Genomic DNA, 20357 nt, shown 5'->3' with positions numbered 1-20357 from the left:
AGCTCGCCAATAGGCTGAAAAAACGGCAAGAATCCGCAACCGGCGTGAACAAAAATGTTCTCGGTGGACAAGACGCGGCGTCAAGCGCTCCCTCGCGGTTATTCCAGCCCCCTGATATCCGGCGTCCGCCAGCCCAGATGCTGCCCCCCATCGACGCAGATCAACTGCCCGGTCACCGCCTTCGCATCCAGGAAATATGCCAGCGCATCAGTCACATCACCCGGGTTCGCACCGCGCTGCAAAATCGTCGCGGCACGCTGCGCGGCGAAATGCTCCTGGCTCTGCCGGGCGCCGATCATGGTCGGCCCCGGCCCGATCGCATTCACCCTGATCCCCGGCGCCAGCGCCTGCGCAGCGGTGCGGGTCAGCGCCCACAGCCCCGCCTTGGCCAGCGAATAGGTCATGAATTCCGGCGTCGGCTTGAGCACCCGCTGATCGACCATGTTGACCACCAGGCCGGTCGCGACAGGCTCGCCCCCTTCATCGGTCCCGGCAGGGGCTGCCTGCGCGGCAAACGCCTGTATCAACTGGAACGGCGCCCGCAGATTCGATCCGATATGACGATCCCAACCCGCCATCGTGGCATTGTGGATATTGTCGTAGTCGAAGATCGAGGCATTGTTCACCAGCACCTCCAGACGGCCCATCCGCTCGGCCACTTGCGGGATCAGGGCCGCCGTTGCCGCCTCGTCCAGCAGATCGACCCGGAATGCCTCCGCCGATACCCCCATGGCACGCGCTTCGGCCGCGGTGGCTTCGGCCGCGTCGGCAGAGCGATCGTAATGGATTGCCACGTCATGACCACGCCCGGCGAGGCATAACACCATCGCGCGCCCCAACCGCCTTGCTCCTCCGGTCACCAATGCGACGCTCATAGCAGCACCCAGACATAAGCCGCATAAGCGGCCAGAAACGCCGCTCCCACCTGTCGTGTCATCGGGATGCCGCGAAACAGGAACGGCGCAAGCAGCAAGGAGCTGCCCAGCATCACCCACAGGTCGAAATGCAGCATCTGCGACGGAACCGGCAATGGCGCGACCACGGATGTGATACCAAGAATGGCCAGGATATTGAAGATATTCGACCCGACCACATTGCCAAGCGCCAGATCCGCCCGCCCGCGCACCGCCGAAGCGACCGAGGCCGCCATCTCGGGCAGCGAGGTGCCGATGGCAACCAGAGTCAGCCCGATCACCGCCTCGCTTATCCCCATCAGCCGGGCGATATCGCTTGCCCCGGTAACCAGCAGATGCGCTCCCGCAGGAAGGGCGACCAGCCCGCCGATCAGCCAGAAGCCGATCTGCCGCCCCGTCGCGCCCGGCTCGGCGCCCTCGATCTGCTCCGGCCTTTTGGCCCTGGCTCCCGATATCTGCCGCCACAGCACCAGGACCAGCGCCGCCAGCAGCACGAAGCCCTCGATCCGCCCGATCTCGCCGGTGAAAGCCAGCGCGATCACCAGCGCAGAGGCCGCAATCATCATGACCCAGCTTTCGCGCAGGTCATGCCCCTTCGTGACGATCCCCGAAACGACGGCGGAGGCACCCAGGATGATCAGCACATTCGCGATATTCGAACCAACGACATTACCAAGCGCGATATCTGTCGATCCCCTCAGTGCCGCCGAGAGCGAGACCAGCAATTCGGGCGCAGAGGTGCCGAAAGCCACGACCGTCAACCCGACAACGATCGGCGCCACACCCAATCTCAGCGACAGGTTCACCGCTCCCTTGACCAACAGATCACCACCCAGAACCAACAGCAGCAACCCGGCAAGCACCAGCAACAGATCAACGACCACGTCGATTTATCCCCAACAATTTCAACAGGAATTTGCGGAAACCCGGGCCACTGACCAATGCCAGGATCACCATGATCAGCAGGAATACGATAACGAAACGGACACTCATCCCCTTGCACCGAAACTGGCGAAGGCCGCCCGTTCCTCGGCCGCATCCAGCACCGCGTCGGCAGATAATCCAAGACGGCGGAACAGTGGCCGGCGCGGGCTGTGAACCGAGAACCGGACCTTTTCGCCATACAGCGCCTTCATCCTCGGCACCAGGTGGCCGATCCCGTCCGCGAGCCCCAGTTCGACGGCCTCACGCCCCGCCCAGAACTCGCCGGTGAACAGGTCCCGCCCCTCGGGCAGGCGGTCGCCTCGGCGGGAGGTGACATGCGCCTTGAAGGCGGCATGGATCGGCTCCAGCACATTGCGCAGGCGCTCTACATCCTCGGGGTTCTCGGGGCGGAACGGATCCAGCGTCGATTTCGAGTGCCCGGCGGTATGCACCCGCCGCTCCACGCCCCAACGCCCGATCAACTCGTGAAAACCGAACCCCGCCGAGATCACCCCGATCGAGCCCAGGACGGAACTGTCATCCGCCCAGATGTCATCGGCCGCGCAGGCCAGCCAATAGCCGCCCGAGGCCGCAACATCCTCGACGAAGGCGTGGACGGGAATCCCGGTCTCATCCGCCAGCCGCCGGATTCGCGCCGCGATGAGCGAGGACTGCACCGGCGAGCCCCCGGGAGAGTTGATCGCCAGGGCCACTGCAACGGGTTTGCCCCGGCGGAAGGCCCGCTCGACCAGCGGAGCAAGCGCCGCATCGTTCAGCCCACCACCACGCCCCGCCATGCCGATGGCGCCCTGCATGCGAAGCACGGATACGAGCGGCCCACGGTTCAGGATTCTGTTGAGAAATGGAATATGCATGCCGTCTCACATAGGCCCACCCCGCACATCCGGCAAGGCGGGATGCCCGCCTTTCGTCGAAGCCATCTTCGCGATTCGTGCCCGCGTCCCGGGCGATCATTGAAAAAAGGGGCCTTACGGCCCCTTTTCATCTTGATACCAATATGTTCAGAGGCGGTCAGCTCAGAAATTGCAGGTAGAGGACGTAAAGGCTGATAATGCCCAGCCCGATCGTTCCGCACCACGCCCAGGTGAACATGAGCTTGGAGGGCAGGAACTCCGCATCCTGCTCGGTGAAGTTCTCCTTCACGGCCCTGATATTCAGCCAGTAGATCACCGGCGAGAACAGCAAGGCGAGAACCGAAGCGATCTGCACCACGAAAATCGGGCGCGGCAGCCCGTAGATGATCGCCGCACCGGCAATCACCCACAGAACCTGGAAGCCACGATACAGCAGCTTTCGCATGCGGGGCTCGTCCCAGACACTGTTCAGGCGGACACAGCATTCCTCGAAAATCCGCGCCTGCCCGTCGAAATAGGTGAACACGGTCGAGAACAATGCCGAAACGCCGCCGGCGATGATGACCGGGAAGATCCATGCACCGAAGGTTTCCGTGTACATGAACGCGATGGTCGTTCCCATTTCGGCCTTCGCCGGAACGATCCCCTTGGGGAACAGCACGACGGCCCCGACGATGAGGAACGCGATACCGGTCAGCATCGAGATGATATAGCTGATATTCATGTCGCGCTTGAACAGGGTGAAGTAGTTGCGCATGTAGTTCGGCGCGAGATCCACCTTGTAGCCCTGGCGCTCCAGTTCACGCACCTTCACCATGCCCGTCTTCTTGTCGACGGCCCAGTTGGATTGCATCGGCGACACCTCGACCGTGGTCGGGAAATAGCCGAACATCGCACCGAACAGTATCGCCGCGCCGATCGGCGGCAGCGTCGGCAGCAACCGCCCCATATATTCCGAAGGCGACGGCATCTGCAGAAGGAATGCGATCAGCGATGCACCGGCAAAGACGATGATCGCGATCTTCACGGCTCCTTCCAGGGCCGCGTATTTCCCTGCCCAGAGAATGCCGACACAGGCCACAAGGATGACCAGCGCCCAGATTTCCAGTGGCAGGAACGGGAATGCCGCCCAAAGAAGCGCCGCGCATCCAAGGGCGCGGCCGGCGATTCCGAAGGTGTTCACGAGAGACTGGAAGCCCAAATACCAGAACGGCCATTTGCCGACCCGGCCATAGGCCTCCATGATGCTTTCGCCACGAACCAATGTGTAACGATGCGCGAACTCGAAGGCGCAGTATTTCATGAGATATGCGAATGGAATGATCCATAGCAGGGCATATTCGTATTGCGCCCCCGCTGTGGGCCCATGCATGATGTGGCTTGCGCCGATACCGGTCATCGCCGCCGCGATACCGGGCCCCATCGCCCTCCATGTATCCCTTGCGCCTGTTCCCGGCGCGTCCAGCGTTATGACCTTGCCTTTTCCGGCCAGTTCGGTCTCCTCTTCCCGAACCAACGGATCCGTCAGGTTGTCTGTTTCCAAGTCCGATGCTGTACTCACGGCATCCCTCCCCCGTTTGATGTTTTCTACAACTTGCTATTGACCCGCTTGCAGGCCGACTCGTTCATCACCTCTTGTCTTCTGGCAAAACCATCTGGCATAACGTATTACCAATTTCTCATACATGCAACAACATTGATCAAATGCCGCAATCAACGGCTGAATTCGTCTGATCGGAAATAGGACGAATCCGGAAACGCAAGATTTCCGACCGCTTTAATCCCCAGCCAAACACGCCTTTTCCGCCCCCATGACGTTGCCAGCGGATGTCCATGGGAAAGGACAGGGTTTGACTTGCATATTTTCTGGCATTACATATTCCACAACTATTCGGCGCATTCTGTGCGCGCTCCGTTTCCAGACCAGGGAGGAACAATGAAAATCTGCATCTACGGCGCAGGTGCCATCGGCGGTTACATGGCGGTGATGTTGAAGCGCGGTGGCGCTGATGTCTCGCTCATTGCCCGCGGGCCGCATCTTCAGGCGATTCGGGATCACGGCCTCACCCTGCGAATCGATGGCGAGGAGATCGTTGAACATATGACCGCCAGCGACGATCCGGCGGCAATCGGTCCGCAGGATCATGTAATTGTCGCGCTCAAGGCGCATCAGGCCTGGGAGACCGCAAGGGCACTCTCTCCGCTATTGCATGATCGGACAGCGGTGGTGACGGCGCAAAACGGGCTTCCGTGGTGGTATTTCCACGGGCTCGATCCGGCCTATGCCGATCTGCGCCTGAAAAGCGTCGATCCCGACAACCGTCAATGGAACGCGATCGGACCGGAGCGGGTCATCGGCTGCACCGTGTATCCCGCAGCCGAAATCGTCGAGCCCGGCATCATCCAGCATATCTATGGCAATCAGTTTGGCCTGGGCGAGCCTGATCGCAGCAACAGCGCGCGGATCGCGGAACTGGCTGCGGCATTGGAGGCGGGCGGGCTGAAAGCGCGGATCTATGACGATATTCGCGACGATATCTGGCTCAAGCTGTGGGGCAATCTCTGCTTCAATCCCATTTCCGCCCTGACAGGTGCGACGCTCGATGTCGTGGCGACAGAGCCGGGCACCCGCGCTCTTGCCCGCGGAATGATGCTCGAGGCACAGGAAATCGCCGAACATTTCGGCGCCAGTTTCCGCGTCGACGTGGACCGCCGCATCAACGGTGCCGCCAAGGTGGGCGCACATCGCACATCCATGTTGCAGGATGTCTCGCGCGGCAGGCCGATCGAGCTGGACGCGCTGCTGACCTCGGTCCAGGAGATGGGGCGGCTCGCCAATTTCGAAACGCCGTTCATCGACAGCGTGCTGGCGCTGGCTCAGCAAATGGGGCGTGTGAAAGGAATCTATCCCACATTCCCGGACAGCGAAACGATTCAGGCTCGACGCGCATCCTGAGCCCCTTCCGATTCGGAATGGGCGAGGCTCCAAAGCCCGGAAAAACGGCACGCAAGATCGCGATGCCGTTGCGCATCGGCATGCATGGCGAACAGCACGCAACAACGCGAGAATATGAGGAGGAGACAATGGCAAAATGGGTATGTTTCGAGGATGAGGGCCAGGAACGGATCGGTCTGCTGGAGGGCGAAACCATCATCGCCCATACCGGGGACCTGTTCGACAGCCCGGCGCCGACGGATATCCGGCGCCCGCTCGGCGCGGTCCGGCTCTTGCCGCCTTGCCGCCCGTCGAAAGTCATCGCCCTGTGGAACAATTTCCGTCAGTTGGCCGCAAAGCTGGACGTGCCCGAACCCGATGAGCCGCTTTACCTGCTCAAGGCCGTGTCCAGCATCGCCGCACCGGGAGCCACAATCACCCGCCCGTCCAGCTATAGCGGCAAAGTCGTCTATGAGGGCGAGTTGGGCATCGTCATCGGACGCCCCCTCGGCAACGCAACCGAGGCAGAGGCCGAGGCCGGGATTTTCGGCTATACCTGCGTCAACGACATCACGGCCGCCGAGATCATTGGCCGCGACAAGACATTCGCCCAATGGGCACGCGCCAAGAGCTTCGACGGTTTCGGCCCGTTCGGCCCGGTGATCGCCACCGGCCTCGATCCCAGGGGGCTGCATGTCCGGACCGAGCTCAACGGGGCGGAGCGGCAAAACTACCCGCTCGACGACATGATCTTTCCGCCTGCGCGCCTGATCAGCGCCCTGTCGCGGGACATGACCCTGCTTCCGGGCGACCTGATCTGCTGCGGTACCTCGCTCGGGGTCGGTTCAATCAAGGAGGCGAGCAATTCCGTCACGGTCACGATAGACGGAATCGGAACCCTGTCGAACAGGTTCACCCAATAGCCGAGCCGATATCGAAACCCGGCCCGCGCTAGGTAGCGGGTCGGAAGCTCTTGCCGACATTGGTGGCACTCGGTGCGGTTCAGGCCCCGCCGACCTCCAGCACGATCTTGCCGATATGCGCGTTGGATTCCATCAATTCATGCGCTCGGAACGCCTCGGCAAACGGGAAGCGGGCATGAATCAATGGCAGGCATTGCCCCCTTTCCAGTAATGGCCACACCTGTGCTTCCAACCGGGCCGCGATCCCGGCCTTCACCTCGATCGGTTGGGCCCGCAGGGTCGATCCGGTATGGGTCAGCCGTTTCATCATCAGCCGCATGAAATCCACCTCCCCGCGCGATCCCTGCAGGAAGGCGATGCTGACGATCCGTCCTCCGACGGCTGCGGCCTGGTAATTCTTTTGCAGATAGGGGCCACCGACGATGTCGAGGATCACATCCGCACCCCGGCCGGATGTTGCTTCCTTGATGGCGGCAACCCAGTCCTCATCGCGATAGTTGATCGCGATATCCGCCCCCAGTTTCCGGCAGGCGGCACATTTCTCGTCCGATCCCGCGGTAACCGCGACCGTGGCGCCGAAAGCTTGGCAAGCATCGTCGCCGTCGTTCCGATGCCCGACGCCCCTCCGTGCAGCAGCAATGTCTCACCCGGCTGCAATGCCGCGCGGTCAAAGACATTGTGCCAGACGGTGAAGAAGGTTTCAGGTATGGCGGCAGCCTGCAAATCCGATACGCCTGCGGGTATCGGCAGGGTGTTACTGCCATCGACCAGAACATATTCCGCGTAACCGCCGCCCGGCGTCAAGGCGCAGACCGCGTCACCCGGCTTCCATCGCGTGACCCCGGTGCCGACAGCCGCAACCCGTCCCGCGACCTCGAGTCCCGGAATATCCGACGCCCCCTTCGGAGGCGGATAGACCCCGGAGCGTTGCAGGACATCGGGACGGTTCACCCCGGCGGCCATGACCCGGATCAGGATTTCGCCGTCACCTGGACGCGGAACCGGCCGTTGCTCGGGCTTCAGCATCTCCGGTCCGCCAGGCGCAGAAATGCCTATGGCAGTCATGCTTTCAGGAATATCCATTCCGCAGCCTCTCCGTGGGTTGCTTGCAGACAGACCTATTCGGCACGCCCATATCGCAGGGCAACTGCGTCAGTCGAACAGGTCCTCGCTGTGTTTTTCGACATAATCGGCCAGGCCAAGCGTATGATCGCGGCAGAGCTTCTCCGCCCGCTCGGTATCGCGCTTTTCGAGAGCGTCGATGATCGCCAGGTGATCGTTGATCGATTGCTTGGCACGGTCGTGACGGCCAATGGTCATCTTGCGGATACCGCGTACATGCAGCACGATATCCTCGATCATCTCTTGCAGGGTCGGCGATCCGGTCATCTGGATCAGCGTCTGGTGAAACAGCAGATTGGCCTCGGAATATTCGCTCAGGTAATCCTCGGGCGCATGTCCGTCATGGAACTTCTCGAAAATCTTCCGCAGGCGCCCGATATCGCGATTACCGGCATTCAGCGTGATCAGCCGGGCAGCCATGCTTTCCAGGGCCGCCCAGATCTGGATCATCTCGATCACCTCGCGCTTGGTCTTGCGCAAAACGATGATCCCCCGCCGCGGAACGGATTTCACGAAGCCCTGCTGCTCCAGCATGGCCAATGCCTCGCGGATCGGGGTGCGGCTGACGCCCAGGCGTTCGGCCAGATGCCGCTCGTCCAGCCAGGTATCCTCGGACACGCCATAGATATCCATCCCGGTGATCGCCTGTTTCAGCATCGCGTAGATCCGCGTCTTGAAATTCGGCTCCGCCGCAAAAGGCTCCAGGACAAGGTCTGGCCCTGTCTTGTCGGAAACCGGCCAACGTGTCTGGGATTTGGAACTCACAAATGCCTCCTGCAATCAACGGGTGGAATCCATAATAACATATCTCAACTGGAACAGATCACCGGATAATGCAAGGGTTGCAGACTGTTTGGCACGGCCGGGGAAAGCCGTCGCGAACGATCCCCGGCCGGGAACAGCCCTTCACGAAGGGCTATTCCGCAGCGGCGATCTGCGCGTCCTCGGACCGTCCGTCGAGCAGCCCTACCAGCGTCTCACCGATCCGTGCAGGCGTGGGTGAAACCCGGATCCCCGCTTCCCGCATCGCCGCGATCTTGTCCTCGGCCCCACCCTTGCCGCCCGAGATGACAGCCCCGGCATGACCCATGCGCCGTCCCGGAGGTGCCGTGCGTCCCGCAATGAACCCGACCGTCGGCTTGGAGCGTCCGCGCCGCGCCTCGTCGGCAAGGAACTGGGCGGCGTCCTCTTCGGCCTGACCGCCGATCTCGCCGATCATGACGATGGATTCGGTCGCGGGATCGGCCAGGAACATCTCGAGCACGTCGATGAACTCGGTCCCCTTGATCGGATCCCCCCCGATCCCGACCGCCGTGGTCTGGCCCAAGCCCTGCTGCGATGTCTGGAACACAGCCTCGTAGGTCAGCGTCCCCGAGCGCGAGACAATCCCGACCGAACCCTTGCGAAAGATCGACGTGGGCATGATGCCGATCTTGCATTCATCCGTGGTGATCAGTCCCGGGCAGTTCGGCCCGAGCAGGCGGGACTTAGAGCCCGTCAGCGCACGATTTACCCGCTGCATGTCGAGAACCGGAATCCCCTCGGTAATGCAGACGATCAGTGGAATCTCGGCATGAATGGCTTCGCAGATGGCATCGGCGGCGCCAAGCGGCGGCACATAGATGACAGTCGCATCAGCATCAGTCGCTTGACGCGCTTCCATCACCGTGTCGAAAACCGGCAGATCCAGATGCGAAGATCCACCCTTTCCGGGTGCCACGCCACCGACCATCTTCGTGCCGTATTCGAGTGCGGCCCTGGTGTGAAAAGTGGCTGTCTTGCCCGTCATGCCCTGGCAAAGGACACGGGTATCCTTGTCGATGAGAATGGACATCAGTTGGAGCCTCCGACCGCCTTGACTATCTTTTGCGCTGCATCGTCGAGATCGTCGGCGGAAATGACGTTCAACCCCGACCCTTCGATGATCTGCTTGCCCTCGGCGACATTGGTGCCTTCAAGACGCACCACCAGCGGCACGGAGAGCCCGACCTCCCTGACCGCCGAGACGATCCCCTCGGCGATCACGTCGCAGCGCATGATCCCGCCGAAGATATTGACGAGAATGCCTTTCACATTCGGATCGGCGGTGATGATCTTGAACGCGGCCGCGACCTTCTCTGTCGTCGCACCGCCGCCGACATCAAGGAAATTGGCGGGCGTGCCGCCGTGATACTTGATGATATCCATCGTGCCCATGGCAAGACCGGCGCCATTGACCATGCAGCCGATATCTCCATCAAGCGCGATATAGGACAGGTCGTGGCGCGAGGCCTCGATCTCCTTGGCGTCCTCTTCGGTCTCGTCGCGCATCTCCGCGATATCCGGGTGGCGGGGCAGCGCGTTGGAATCGAAACCGATCTTCGCATCCAGGCAACGCAGCTCACCGTCGCCGGTCAGCACCAGCGGATTGATCTCCAGCATTTCCATATCGCGGGCGGTAAAGGCGGCATAAAGCTTGGCCGCCAGCGCCTCGGCCTGTTTCGCAAGATCGCCGGTCAGGCCCAACGCCTTTGCCACCGCGCGTCCGTGATGCGGCATGAAGCCCGTCGCCGGATCGACGCCAAGCGTCAGGATCTTGTCGGGCGTTTCCTCCGCCACCGCCTCGATATCCATGCCGCCCTCGGTCGAAACGACAAAGGATGTGTAACCCGTCGCACGGTCGACCAGCAGGGACAGGTAGAATTCCTTGTCGATCTCTGATCCCGCCTCGACATAAAGCCGGTTCACCTGCTTGCCATCCGGTCCGGTCTGCACCGTGACCAGCGTATTGTTCAGCATTTGCACGGCATGCTCGCGCACTTCACTTGCCGACCGCGCCAACCGCACGCCACCCCCGGCATCTGCGCCGAGTTCCTTGAAACTGCCCTTGCCGCGCCCCCCGGCATGGATCTGCGCCTTGACGACGTAGACCGGACCGGGAAGCTTGTCCGCCGCATCCCCTGCGGCATCGGCATCCATCGCCGCGAACCCGTCGGGAACCGGCACGCCATAGGATCTCAGGACATCCTTGGCCTGATATTCATGTATATGCATTATGTAGTTTTCCTCTCTCGGACCGCCAGAATTTCAATGCGGCCCGGCCCCGGCACAAAACCGGAGCCAGACCGGGTAGGAAAATCAGAGCAGGCCCGCGCCGCGCGCCCATTTATACTTGGCGCCCAGCACCTCGACCGGCAGTTCCGTGGAATAGGCATAGGCGGGAATGCCATGCTGGTAGAGATATTCCGCCGCCTCCTCGACCTCGACATCACCGGCAAGCGAGGCAACCATCGGCTTCTCGATCCCCTTGGCCGCCATTTCCTCCTTCACCTCGACCATAAGCTTGGCAAAGACCATGGGCGGCGTGACGATGGTGTGCCAGTAACCAAGGATGAGCGAATGGATGCGGTCATCCTCCAGCCCGAGGCGGACGGTGTTCTTGTAAGTCTCGGGAGGCTCGCCGCCGGTGATGTCCACCGGGTTGCCCGCCGCGCCGAAAGGCGGAATGAACTTGCGGAACGCCGCGTCCAGATCATCCGGCATCGACATCAGGTTCAGATCATTATCGACGCAGGCATCCGACAGAAGCACGCCGGATCCGCCTGCCCCGGTGATGATCACCACGTTTTCGCCCTTTGGCGTGGGCATGACCGGAATGCCTCGCGCGAATTCCAGAAGCTGCTTGAGCGACCGGGCGCGGATCACGCCGGATTGCTTGAACACATCCTCGTAGATCTTGTCGTTCCCGGCCAGTGCCCCGGTATGCGACGAGGCCGCCTTTGCGCCAGCCGAAGTGCGTCCGGCCTTCAGCACCACCACCGGCTTGGTTTTCGAGACGCGCTTGGCGACTTCCGCAAAGGCACGCCCGTCCTTCAGATCCTCGCAATGCTGGGCGATGATCTTGGTGTTCTCGTCCTGCTCGAAGAAGGTCAGCAGGTCGTCCTCGTCGATATCGGACTTGTTGCCCAACCCGACGATCGCGGACACGCCCATCTTCGCCGAACGCGAGAAACCGATGATCGCCATGCCGATCCCGCCGGATTGCGACGACAGCGCGGCCGAGCCCTTCACATCGTAGGCGGTGCAGAATGTCGCGCATAGATTGTCCGGGGTATAATAGAAGCCATAGATATTCGGCCCCATCATGCGGATATTGTATTTGCGGCCGATCTTGACGATCTCTTCCTGCAGTTCCGGCGCGCCCGCCTCGGCGAACCCCGAGGGAATCAGCACCGCACCGGGAATGCCCTTCTCGCCGCATTCCGTCAGCGCACCGGCCACGAGCTTGGCGGGGATGGCAAAGACGGCTGTATCGATCTCGCCCGGCACGTCCTTGACGCTTCTATAGGCCTTGTAGCCAAGGATATCGTCAGCCTTCGGGTGAATCGGATAGATATCGCCGTTATATCCCCCGTCGATCAGGTTGCGCATCACCGAGTTGCCGATCTTGCCCTGCTCGTTCGAGGCTCCGATGACCGCAACCGCACGCGGACGCATCACCTTGTTCATCGCCGTGACGATCTCTTCCTGGCTGGGCCGGTGACGAGGCTCGGGCTGATCATGGTCGAGCACGATCCGCACATCCGCGGCAATGGCGCCATCCTTCGTCGCGAAGACCGGGTTCAGGTCGAGCTCCGAGATTTCCGGATGATCGCTGATCAATTGCGAGACGCGCACGATCATGTCGGCCAGCGCCTCGCGGTTGACGGGTTCGCCGCCACGGACCCCCTTGAGCATTTCGGACGCCTGGATGCCGTCGAGCATCGACAGCGCCTCGTCCTTGTCGACAGGCGCGAGCCGGAATGTGATGTCCTTCAGGACCTCGACCAGCACGCCGCCAAGGCCGAACGCCACCAGCTTGCCGAAACTGCCATCGGTCACGGCGCCGATAATGACTTCCTGCCCCGCGGGCACCATCTGCTGGACCTGGACACCGCTGATATCGGCATCGGGCTTGTAGCGCTTTGCATTGGCGATGATCGTGGCATAGGCCGCGCGCGCGTCCTCGGCCGATTCGACGCCGACGATCACCCCGCCTGCATCGGTCTTGTGAAGAATATCCTGCGAGACGATCTTCATCACCACGGGGAATCCCATGTCGGAGGCCAGTTTCACGGCCTCGTCAGCACTTGTAGCCAGCCCCTCGTCGGGGACGGCGATACCATAGGCATCGCACAACAGCTTGCCCTCGGGCGCGGTCAGCGCCGTACGGCCTTCGGCCTTTACTGTTTCCAGCGTTTTCCGGACATTGGTCTTGTCGAGCATGATTCCCCTCTCTGACGGCCATTTCCTCTTCGAATCGCGCGGGTTCGATTATCCGTGCCATTCGCCCTTTTCTGGCATTACGAATGATGAATGCCAGATACCTGTCATGTCAACCCAAAGTTTCCCGGGCAGGCGAACAAGAGGGAGAGAAGTTAACTTTGATCATTAAGATCAGCGCAATAGCAGGCATCGACTCATGATCGCAGGCCGACGAGACCGTCCCGCTCACGCTTACCCGGCCGGGAAATCACGATGGATAGTGCACAAGGAAACCGCTCCCTTCGCGCATGCAGAAAGCTATGCTGCAAATGCAAAGGCGGTATGCGCGCCCTGGTATATCTAATTGCAGAAAGATCCCCTACATAGCCCGCAGAAGCGAGAAATATGTCGATCTGAAAAGCAAGGAGAGAGCAAATGACCTACATCACTTCCGACGCCGCCCCGAAATCCCAAGGCTGGCTGAACAATTTCGGCAAGGCTGTCGCCGCTTTCATGCGCGAAACCTCGGATCGTAGCCTGTCGGTCACCGAGGCACCCTGGCCCGCGCAAGACCGCCACGAGGTTAAGTAATCTCGCAAAGACCGGCTCCCAAGCCGCGAAAGGCCGCCTCTCGGCGGCCTTTGCCCTACCTATCCGGCGGGTGCTGACGCGACCTCATGCTGCTGGCTTCACGCCCTCCCGGATCGCGATTCCAACCGGCACCCGTATCATATCGCGCCTTACGCGCCCTTCAACGAGTCGACAGCAGCGAAGAGCGCGGCATCCGCCCGGTTTTTCCCGATCAGCATCGTCATCGACCATTCCGGTGTCAGATCGGCTGTCGGCATGACCACGGCGCAGCCATTCACCAGGTTCACCAGGGACGTATTGCGCAGCATCGCCGCATTGAGCCGGTCGAAATCCGCTTCCACCTCGGTAATGCTGGGCGGCAATTGCATCAATGCCGGCGCCAGCGCCGCGTCGAACCCGGCCATTGACCGATCGAATGCCGCCACGATCTCGGCCCGCCTGGCAAAGGCCTCGGCGATCTGCTCTTCGGAAAGAGTTTCGGCGAAGCGAATACGGGCAAGGACACGCGGATCGCCGATCTCCGCCAATTTTTCCAGGTCGTCGCAGTAAATTCGATGCGCCTCGACCGAAACAATGATCCGGTTCAGCCCGATCCCTTCGCCGACCTCATGCATATCGACAGGCTCCAACCGATGGCCGGCATCACGCAGCCGGGCCGTCTCGGCGGCAAACAGCGCCTCCACATCCCGTGACAACCCATCGGTGAACGCACCCTCCGGTATCGCCAATCTCAGTTGGCGCGGGGACGGGGCAGACAGCTCCGTCGCCCCCATCACCTCCAGCATCTGCCGCAGCAGAGCCGCATCGCATGCCATCGGCCCGGCTGTATCGAAGCTTGGCGCAAGCGGATGCACACCGGTCGAATCCACCAATGTCTGGCTCGGCTTGATCCCCCAGATCCCGTTCGCAGCCGCCGGTATCCGCAGCGAGCCGCCGGTATCCGTGCCGATCGCCGCATCCGTCAGCCCCATCGCCACGGTCACCGCCCCACCCGAACTGGAGCCTCCGGGAATGACGCCATCCGCCAAAACACTTGACGGCGTGCCGTGATGCGGGTTCAGCCCGACACCGGAATAGGCGAATTCCGACATCGAGGTCCTGCCGAACATCAGCGCTCCCGCCTTGCGCAGCCGGGCAACGGCAACCGCATCGCGAGAGGCGGGCACGCGAGAGGCGAGCAGGCGCGATCCCGCCCCGGTAACCTGCCCCGCCTCATCGTAAAGATCCTTGACCGAGACCAGCCTGCCGAACAGGGGCAGTTCCTCCCCCGCTTCGTGCCGCGCGATCAGCCCATCGGCCTCGGCCCGGATGCGCTCGGGGGTGAACTCGGTAAAGATCGCGCGGCGGGTGGCCTCGGGCAAGGCCCCTACACGGGCAATGGCGGCATCCACCTTGTTTCGGAAAGCGGCGGTCATGCGACCTCCGGCAAGGTCGTGACCGCGTATTCGTGGGCGATCTCGCGGCCGCGCAGGGTATCGGTCATCCGCATCCGAAAGCGCGAAGCCGGGCGCACCCCACCCTTGGCTCCGAAAGTGCCGCACATCATCGCCGCCGCACCATCCGCCGCCAGCCTGTCAAGCCCGGCTCCGGCGATCAGTTCCACCAGCGGCCGGATCGAGGCGAGCGTTCCCTGTTGATAGGGAACCCATTCGCCATTTTCCTCGATCCAGCTTTCGAGGGCGATCTGTTCCAGGTGATCGGCCACCTCGTCCCAGGCCCATAGCTCGGCTGCACAGGGCTTGGCGCATACCTGTTTCGACAGCGCAACCGAATGCGCCTCGAGCGCCCGGTCAGTATGGTCCGAGCCAAGGCCGAGAAACCGCCGGTCGCCAAGCTGGACGATCATCGGCTCGACCTCGCCCGAGGAACTGCTGCCCACGACCTCGACATGCGGCGCCAAGGTCAGCAGCGACGCTGATACACGGTAATAAAGCGGAGTTGCGGATGGCGGCTCGACACCCAATGCCGCCAGTTCCTCGATGTGATGGCTGATCGCTTCGGGATCGCGGCCGGTCCACCCCGCGATGACCAGATGCGACAATTCGGCATTCAACGCAGTGCCGCCGACGATAAAGTTCATTTGCATTCCTCTCACAGGATCGAAGGGAGCCACAAGGCGAGGCCGGGCATTGCGATAAGCGCCGCGATCATCGCGATCATGACCAGGACATATGGAATGGCGCCCACGATCACCTCGTTCATCGAGCCCGATTTGCGCGCGCCCTGAACCACGAACAGGTTGAGCCCGACCGGCGGGGTGATGAGGGCCATCTCGATCAGCACGATCATCAGCACGCCAAGCCAGATCTTGTCATAACCCAGCCCCGCCATGATTGGCACGACAATGGGAATGGTCGCGACCATCAGCGAAAGCGTCTCGATGAAGAAGCCCAGCACCAGGTACAAAAGGATCACCAGCATCAAGGTCCCGAATGGCGACAAACCCGAGCCTTCGATCATCTGGCTCAGCTGACGACCAAGACCGGCGGATGTCATGGCGAAATTCAGAAATGAAGCGCCTGCGACGACCAGCATGATCATCGCCGAGATCCGGATCGTGCCGTGCATTGCCTCGGCGATGGCACCGCGCCCAAGCCCGTCGCCCAGGAACACCGCGATCAATACGGCCATCATCACGCCGATCGCCGCGGATTCCGTGGGCGTGGCCCAGCCCGCATAGATCGATCCGATGACGACCGCGAAAAGGATCAGGATCGGCACAAGCTGGATCAGGCTGCGCAGCCTCTCCCCCCAGCCAAAGCTGCGCGAGGCACCGCCAAGCGCAGGGCGGATACTGCAGATCACCGCGGTCACCACGACGAAGGCCAGTGCCATCAGGAACCCCGGCAAAAGCCCGGCCGAGAACAGCTTCGGGATCGAGGTTTCGGTCAGGAACCCATAGACAATCAGATTGATCGAGGGCGGAATCAGGATGCCCAACGTGCCCCCCGCCGCGATCGCGCCGGAAAACAGGCGCGGATCGTAACGCAGCTTTTCGGCTTGCGGCATGGCCACGGTGGCCACCGTGGCAGCCGTCGCCACCGACGAACCGGAGGTGGCGGAAAACATCGTCGCGGTGGCGATATTGGCATGGATCAAGCCACCCGGCAGCCATGACAGCCACTTGTCCAGCGCGGCATAGGTCCGCTCGGCCACGCCACCCCGGACAAGGATCTCGCCCAGAAGGACGAATAGCGGGATGGCGATCAGCGTCGAGGAGGCCGAAGAGGACCAGACCACCTGGCCGAGGCCGCGAAGCAGCGGGAAGGCCGAGTAGAATTCACCGACACCGATACCCAGGATGAACAGCACGATGCCGACCGGGATCGACAGGGCCATCAGGCCCAACAGAGAAGCCGCGATGGTCCAGATCATGTGTCCAACTCCGATCCGATCCCCAAAAATGCATCGAAGGCATCACGTTGCCCGCGAAGGAAATAGACCAGGCCGATCAGCGTCAGCGCAGTCGCGCTGAAGGCAAACCACAGCCACCCGCCAAACCAGATCCCCTGCGGTATCCACAATGGCGTTTCCAGGGCGGTGTTCGCACGCGATCCCCGCTCGATCGTCTTTTGCAGCACCGGCCAGCAATACCAGGCGATCAACAACACGATCCCCGAGGTCACGATCATCGCGAAGATATCCATCAATGCCTGCCCGGGTCTCGGCAGTTTCTGCCGGATCACGTCGATGCGGACATGGGCGCGTTCGACCAGCCCGCAAGCAAGGCCCCAACTGGCGACCGCCGCCATGACATAGCCCGAGATCTCGTCCGAGCCTCCAAGCGATCCCCATCCGAATTTGCGCATGACGACGTCGGTGACAATGAACAGAACCGTCAGCCCCAAGGTGATGCCGAGGATCAGGGCGATCAGGCGATTGGCGCGCACAAGCGCGCCATGCAGATTCTCGATCATGGCGGCAAGCCTCTCTTCCGCGCTCTATTGACCGACCGACATGCCGACCGCCTGGCCGACCGTGTCGTTCCATCGCGTCGCCCATTCGTCCCCGGCACGGCTGGCCCAATCGGGAAGCACTTCCTCGGCCAGGATCTTGCGCGCGGCCTCGACATCTTCCTCGGAAGGCTCGACCAATGTCATCGAGGCGGACTCGCCAGAGGCGCATTCCCCGCTACCGGTCAGGCAGGCGATGTCATTCGCCAGCCCACCTTGGGCTGCATCCCATGCAGGAGCTTCCAGCCCCTCGACGACGGCCTTGCTCAACATTTCCTGCTGCTCGGTGGACAGGTCATCGAAACGATCCGCGTTCATCGCGATTACAACAGGGTCCCAACCTCCAAGCGGCAATGTCATCAGGTGATCGGACACCTCCCACCATCCGGCGGAATAACCGGAACCGGCTCCGGTCACGGCGCAGTCGATCACGCTGCGTTCCAGCGATCCCGGAACCTCGGAGAACGCGATATTGACGCCCTCCGCCCCCAGGGCTTCAAGGAATTTCGTGGTCATCCGGCCCGAGCCGCGCACCTTCTTGCCCTGCAGATCGGCCAGCGAGGATATCTCGCCCTTGCAGAAAACCACCTGCGGAGGATAGGGCGCGATGCCCAGCACTTGCGCGCCGAACCGGTCGCGCATGATGTCTTCGACCATCGGGCGGGCGGCATCGACCATCGCTCTGGCCTCTTCCGCAGTGGTGGCCAGCAATGGCACATCCAGCCCTTCGAGTTCCGGCGCATCGCCCACGGTGTAATCGGCCACGGTAGCCCCGACATCAAAGACCCCGTCACCAAGCATCCGGTAGACATCCGCTCCGGCGACGCCCATCTGATCGAAGCTGGTCAGCTGTGCCGTGAACTCTCCCGCTGTCAGTTCGGGCAGTTTCTCGGTCCAGAACGGGGTCTCGAAATCCTGGTACAGGGGCAGGTTGCTCCAGCTTCCGACCACGGCCAGCTCCTCGGCAATTGCCGGGGCCGACAGCGAAGTCCCTGCCATGAGGCAAATAATCGTAAGTTTTTTCATGTTTCTTTCCTGTTGGTTGCGTGCTGCTATTTCGTGAATTCGCCCAACCCCGCCAAAACACGGGTTGCCCGCGCCGAGGGGATATCGGTCACCAGCATATGACCGGGCGCATGGGTGATCGCCAAAGCCGGACGAGCGGCGGCGATCGCGCCTGCGGAGTCACTCCGCAGGCCCAGAAGACCGGAATATCTCCGGGCTCGATGATCGGGGCATCGCCGTAATCCGGGCGCATGATATCGGCGATGCCGATCTGCGCTGGATCCCCAAGATGCACCGGTGCGCCATGCGCGAGCGGAAACCGGTCGCATATCTTGACCGCTTCGATCGCATCGGCCGCAGGCATGGCCCGCATGCTGACAACCAGCGGGCCAGAGAAACGACCTGCCGGGCGAGTTGCGATATCAGTGCGATACATCGCCACGTTTCGCCCGGCCTGCTGATGACGCACAGGGATCCCGGCTTGGCATAGTGCATCCTCGAAGCTGAACGAACAGCCAAGCGCGAAGGCAACCATGTCGTCCCGCCACAGCGCCGCGATATCGGTGGGCTCCCCGGCAAGCTCGCCATCTCGCCAGACCCGATAGCGGGGAAGGTCATGTCGCAGATCGATCCCCCGGCCCAATAGCGGCAGTCCGGGATCTCCGGCCTCACCAACGGCCAGCACGGGGCAGGGACGCGGGTTCATCTGGCAGAAGCGCAGGAAATCGATGGCATCCTCGGCTCCGAGGATCACCAGATTGGCCTGTAGCGCGTCGCCCCCCTGCCCTGCCGTCGGCCCCTCGAAACGACCGGCACGAATTTCAGCGCGCAGGCGGGCGGGGTCGGACAATACCGGGTGCGACTTGCTCATCGGCGGTTCCTTCAATCTGCATATGCAAGAATCCGCGGGCAGGCCGATGAAATCAACAGTTCAGTTATCACCAGTTATGATCACTTTATGAGATCAGTCTTGCGCTGTCTCGACCGCGGCCCGGGCAACTTCCCGGCCGATTTCCGCATTGCGCTCAGGCATGTAGCAGATGGCGAATTCCAGATCCGGCAGCCGGGCTTCAGGCAGGACCGTGATTTCCTCCAGCCCCGCATGCGGCCATGCCGCCACGATATCATGAGGAATCGTGCCAATCCCGAATCCCTGTCCCACGAGATGCAGCACCGTAGCCAACGATGCCGAACCATGCACCACCACGGCCTGCTTGCGGCCCGGAGACAAGAGCTCGATTACCCGGCGATGCGGAATCGTGCCTTTCGGAAAGGACACGATGGGAAGCGCGGCCAGATCATCGACACTGGCGGGGCAAGGCAGCGTGAAATGCGCCGGTGCCACATACCAGCCCAGACCAACCGGGGGCAACGCCGTCAGGTTGATGCCGCGTGGCGCCTGATCGCGCAGCATGATGACCACGTCCAGCCCGTCATCGGCAAGCTCCTGTCCCATCTGCCCAGAGGTATCGACCGAGATCTCGAAGCGAAGCTGCGGATGCCGCGCCCGCAGGCTGGTCAGCATCCGGGGCAGGATGGTATGCGTCATGGTCTCGGCGACGCCGAGACGGACGACGCCGGCCATCACGCCCTGCGTCAGTTCTTCGAGGATATGGTCGCGTTGGGCAACCAGCACTTCGGCCTCGTCGCAGAGCCTCCGCCCCGCCGCAGTGAGCCGGACTCCGCGCCCGTCACGCTCGAAAATCTTGATCTTCATCCGATCCTCGAGATGCCGCACCCGACGGGAGATGGCCGATTGCGCGATCCCGGTCGCGTCGGAGGCTGCCCGAAAGCCGCCCTGGCGCACGATGGCGCGGATCACCTCGATGTCGCGAAAATCGAACATGTCACCCAGTAGCAGGCAGGCCGCGCATCGCGTCAAGCGGATGATG

General features: G+C 62.1%; 18 protein-coding genes and 1 pseudogene. 3 read left to right on the top strand and 16 right to left on the bottom strand.

Going from position 1 to position 20357, the window contains the following annotated elements; all coding sequences use genetic code 11:
- Window positions 1-98: 98 nt before the first annotated feature.
- The 4 genes from A7A09_RS00760 to A7A09_RS00745 all read right to left on the bottom strand — a co-directional run bounded on the left by A7A09_RS00760 (window position 99) and on the right by A7A09_RS00745 (window position 4274).
- Complete coding sequence (locus A7A09_RS00760) at window positions 99-875, bottom strand: SDR family oxidoreductase (RefSeq protein ID WP_106689419.1); 777 nt, start codon at window positions 873-875, stop codon at window positions 99-101.
- Complete coding sequence (locus A7A09_RS00755) at window positions 872-1798, bottom strand: calcium/sodium antiporter (RefSeq protein WP_106689417.1); 927 nt, start codon at window positions 1796-1798, stop codon at window positions 872-874. Before A7A09_RS00755 ends, A7A09_RS00760 begins: the two co-directional genes overlap by 4 nt.
- Window positions 1799-1903: 105 nt before the next feature.
- A complete protein-coding gene (locus A7A09_RS00750; protein WP_106689415.1) occupies window positions 1904-2713 on the bottom strand; it encodes a S49 family peptidase in 810 nt (269 codons plus the stop codon).
- Between the two features lie 157 nt (window positions 2714-2870).
- Window positions 2871-4274, bottom strand: coding sequence for an Nramp family divalent metal transporter (locus A7A09_RS00745; protein ID WP_211341005.1), 1404 nt, complete (start codon window positions 4272-4274; stop codon window positions 2871-2873).
- A gap of 375 nt (window positions 4275-4649) precedes the next feature.
- Between A7A09_RS00745 and A7A09_RS00740 the strand changes: the two genes are divergently transcribed.
- Both A7A09_RS00740 and A7A09_RS00735 read left to right on the top strand, forming a co-directional pair.
- Complete coding sequence (locus A7A09_RS00740; RefSeq protein WP_106689414.1) at window positions 4650-5669, top strand: 2-dehydropantoate 2-reductase; 1020 nt, start codon at window positions 4650-4652, stop codon at window positions 5667-5669.
- 128 nt (window positions 5670-5797) lie between these two features.
- On the top strand, window positions 5798-6571 hold the full coding sequence (locus A7A09_RS00735) for a fumarylacetoacetate hydrolase family protein (protein ID WP_106690009.1): 774 nt from the start codon (window positions 5798-5800) through the stop codon (window positions 6569-6571).
- A gap of 79 nt (window positions 6572-6650) precedes the next feature.
- Here A7A09_RS00735 and A7A09_RS00730 read toward each other — a convergent pair.
- From A7A09_RS00730 to A7A09_RS00710, 5 genes and pseudogenes are all read right to left on the bottom strand, one after another.
- Window positions 6651-7654 (bottom strand): annotated as a pseudogene (locus A7A09_RS00730) (NAD(P)H-quinone oxidoreductase).
- Between the two features lie 69 nt (window positions 7655-7723).
- Window positions 7724-8458 (bottom strand): GntR family transcriptional regulator, encoded by a 735-nt coding sequence (locus A7A09_RS00725; RefSeq protein WP_106690008.1) that lies wholly within the window; start codon window positions 8456-8458, stop codon window positions 7724-7726.
- A gap of 151 nt (window positions 8459-8609) precedes the next feature.
- Window positions 8610-9527 carry a succinate--CoA ligase subunit alpha gene (gene sucD / locus A7A09_RS00720; RefSeq protein WP_106689412.1) on the bottom strand — a complete coding sequence of 306 codons (918 nt, stop codon included), beginning with the start codon at window positions 9525-9527 and terminating at the stop codon, window positions 8610-8612.
- Window positions 9527-10726, bottom strand: a complete 1200-nt coding sequence (gene sucC / locus A7A09_RS00715; protein ID WP_106689410.1) for an ADP-forming succinate--CoA ligase subunit beta — start codon at window positions 10724-10726, stop codon at window positions 9527-9529. Before sucC ends, sucD begins: the two co-directional genes overlap by 1 nt.
- 84 nt (window positions 10727-10810) lie before the next feature.
- On the bottom strand, window positions 10811-12937 hold the full coding sequence (locus A7A09_RS00710) for an acetate--CoA ligase family protein (protein ID WP_106689408.1): 2127 nt from the start codon (window positions 12935-12937) through the stop codon (window positions 10811-10813).
- A gap of 414 nt (window positions 12938-13351) precedes the next feature.
- Between A7A09_RS00710 and A7A09_RS20695 the strand changes: the two genes are divergently transcribed.
- Complete coding sequence (locus A7A09_RS20695; RefSeq protein WP_170166981.1) at window positions 13352-13507, top strand: hypothetical protein; 156 nt, start codon at window positions 13352-13354, stop codon at window positions 13505-13507.
- A gap of 149 nt (window positions 13508-13656) precedes the next feature.
- On the opposite strand, the gene A7A09_RS00705 is transcribed toward A7A09_RS20695, so the two are convergent.
- The 7 genes from A7A09_RS00705 to A7A09_RS00675 form a co-directional block, all read right to left on the bottom strand.
- Window positions 13657-14922, bottom strand: coding sequence for an amidase (locus A7A09_RS00705; protein WP_106689406.1), 1266 nt, complete (start codon window positions 14920-14922; stop codon window positions 13657-13659).
- The gene (locus tag A7A09_RS00700; protein ID WP_366465311.1) at window positions 14919-15587 is read right to left on the bottom strand and encodes a DUF2848 domain-containing protein; all 669 of its coding nucleotides are present in this window, start codon (window positions 15585-15587) and stop codon (window positions 14919-14921) included. The genes A7A09_RS00705 and A7A09_RS00700 overlap by 4 nt, the downstream gene beginning before the upstream one ends.
- A gap of 11 nt (window positions 15588-15598) precedes the next feature.
- Window positions 15599-16882 (bottom strand): TRAP transporter large permease, encoded by a 1284-nt coding sequence (locus A7A09_RS00695; protein WP_106689402.1) that lies wholly within the window; start codon window positions 16880-16882, stop codon window positions 15599-15601.
- The gene (locus A7A09_RS00690; protein WP_106689400.1) at window positions 16879-17424 is read right to left on the bottom strand and encodes a TRAP transporter small permease subunit; all 546 of its coding nucleotides are present in this window, start codon (window positions 17422-17424) and stop codon (window positions 16879-16881) included. The genes A7A09_RS00695 and A7A09_RS00690 overlap by 4 nt, the downstream gene beginning before the upstream one ends.
- 24 nt (window positions 17425-17448) lie before the next feature.
- Entirely contained in the window at window positions 17449-18486 is a 1038-nt protein-coding gene (locus A7A09_RS00685) for a TRAP transporter substrate-binding protein (RefSeq protein WP_106689399.1), read from the bottom strand.
- An 88-nt stretch (window positions 18487-18574) separates the two neighbouring features.
- Window positions 18575-19336 (bottom strand): putative hydro-lyase, encoded by a 762-nt coding sequence (locus tag A7A09_RS00680; protein ID WP_366465310.1) that lies wholly within the window; start codon window positions 19334-19336, stop codon window positions 18575-18577.
- A gap of 93 nt (window positions 19337-19429) precedes the next feature.
- Window positions 19430-20347, bottom strand: a complete 918-nt coding sequence (locus A7A09_RS00675) for a LysR family transcriptional regulator (RefSeq protein ID WP_211341004.1) — start codon at window positions 20345-20347, stop codon at window positions 19430-19432.
- Between the last annotated feature and the right edge of the window lie 10 nt (window positions 20348-20357).

It is taken from the genome of Paracoccus methylarcula (assembly GCF_003007735.2).
GTDB classification, from domain to species: Bacteria; Pseudomonadota; Alphaproteobacteria; order Rhodobacterales; family Rhodobacteraceae; genus Paracoccus; species Paracoccus methylarcula.
This window is presented reverse-complemented; position numbering and strand designations above follow the sequence as displayed.

Bases quoted from the DNA above. Each gene is read 5' to 3' on its own strand.
- A7A09_RS00700 (WP_366465311.1), bottom strand. From the start codon at position 15,587: ATGAACTTTATCGTCGGCGGCACTGCGTTGAATGCCGAATTGTCGCAT.
- A7A09_RS00705 (WP_106689406.1), bottom strand. From the start codon at position 14,922: ATGACCGCCGCTTTCCGAAACAAGGTGGATGCCGCCATTGCCCGTGTA.
- A7A09_RS00760 (WP_106689419.1), bottom strand. From the start codon at position 875: ATGAGCGTCGCATTGGTGACCGGAGGAGCAAGGCGGTTGGGGCGCGCG.
- sucD (WP_106689412.1), bottom strand. From the start codon at position 9,527: ATGTCCATTCTCATCGACAAGGATACCCGTGTCCTTTGCCAGGGCATG.
- A7A09_RS00685 (WP_106689399.1), bottom strand. From the start codon at position 18,486: ATGAAAAAACTTACGATTATTTGCCTCATGGCAGGGACTTCGCTGTCG.
- A7A09_RS00690 (WP_106689400.1), bottom strand. From the start codon at position 17,424: ATGATCGAGAATCTGCATGGCGCGCTTGTGCGCGCCAATCGCCTGATC.
- sucC (WP_106689410.1), bottom strand. From the start codon at position 10,726: ATGCATATACATGAATATCAGGCCAAGGATGTCCTGAGATCCTATGGC.
- A7A09_RS00710 (WP_106689408.1), bottom strand. From the start codon at position 12,937: ATGCTCGACAAGACCAATGTCCGGAAAACGCTGGAAACAGTAAAGGCC.
- A7A09_RS20695 (WP_170166981.1), top strand. From the start codon at position 13,352: ATGACCTACATCACTTCCGACGCCGCCCCGAAATCCCAAGGCTGGCTG.
- A7A09_RS00740 (WP_106689414.1), top strand. From the start codon at position 4,650: ATGAAAATCTGCATCTACGGCGCAGGTGCCATCGGCGGTTACATGGCG.
- A7A09_RS00680 (WP_366465310.1), bottom strand. From the start codon at position 19,336: ATGAGCAAGTCGCACCCGGTATTGTCCGACCCCGCCCGCCTGCGCGCT.
- A7A09_RS00750 (WP_106689415.1), bottom strand. From the start codon at position 2,713: ATGCATATTCCATTTCTCAACAGAATCCTGAACCGTGGGCCGCTCGTA.
- A7A09_RS00695 (WP_106689402.1), bottom strand. From the start codon at position 16,882: ATGATCTGGACCATCGCGGCTTCTCTGTTGGGCCTGATGGCCCTGTCG.
- A7A09_RS00735 (WP_106690009.1), top strand. From the start codon at position 5,798: ATGGCAAAATGGGTATGTTTCGAGGATGAGGGCCAGGAACGGATCGGT.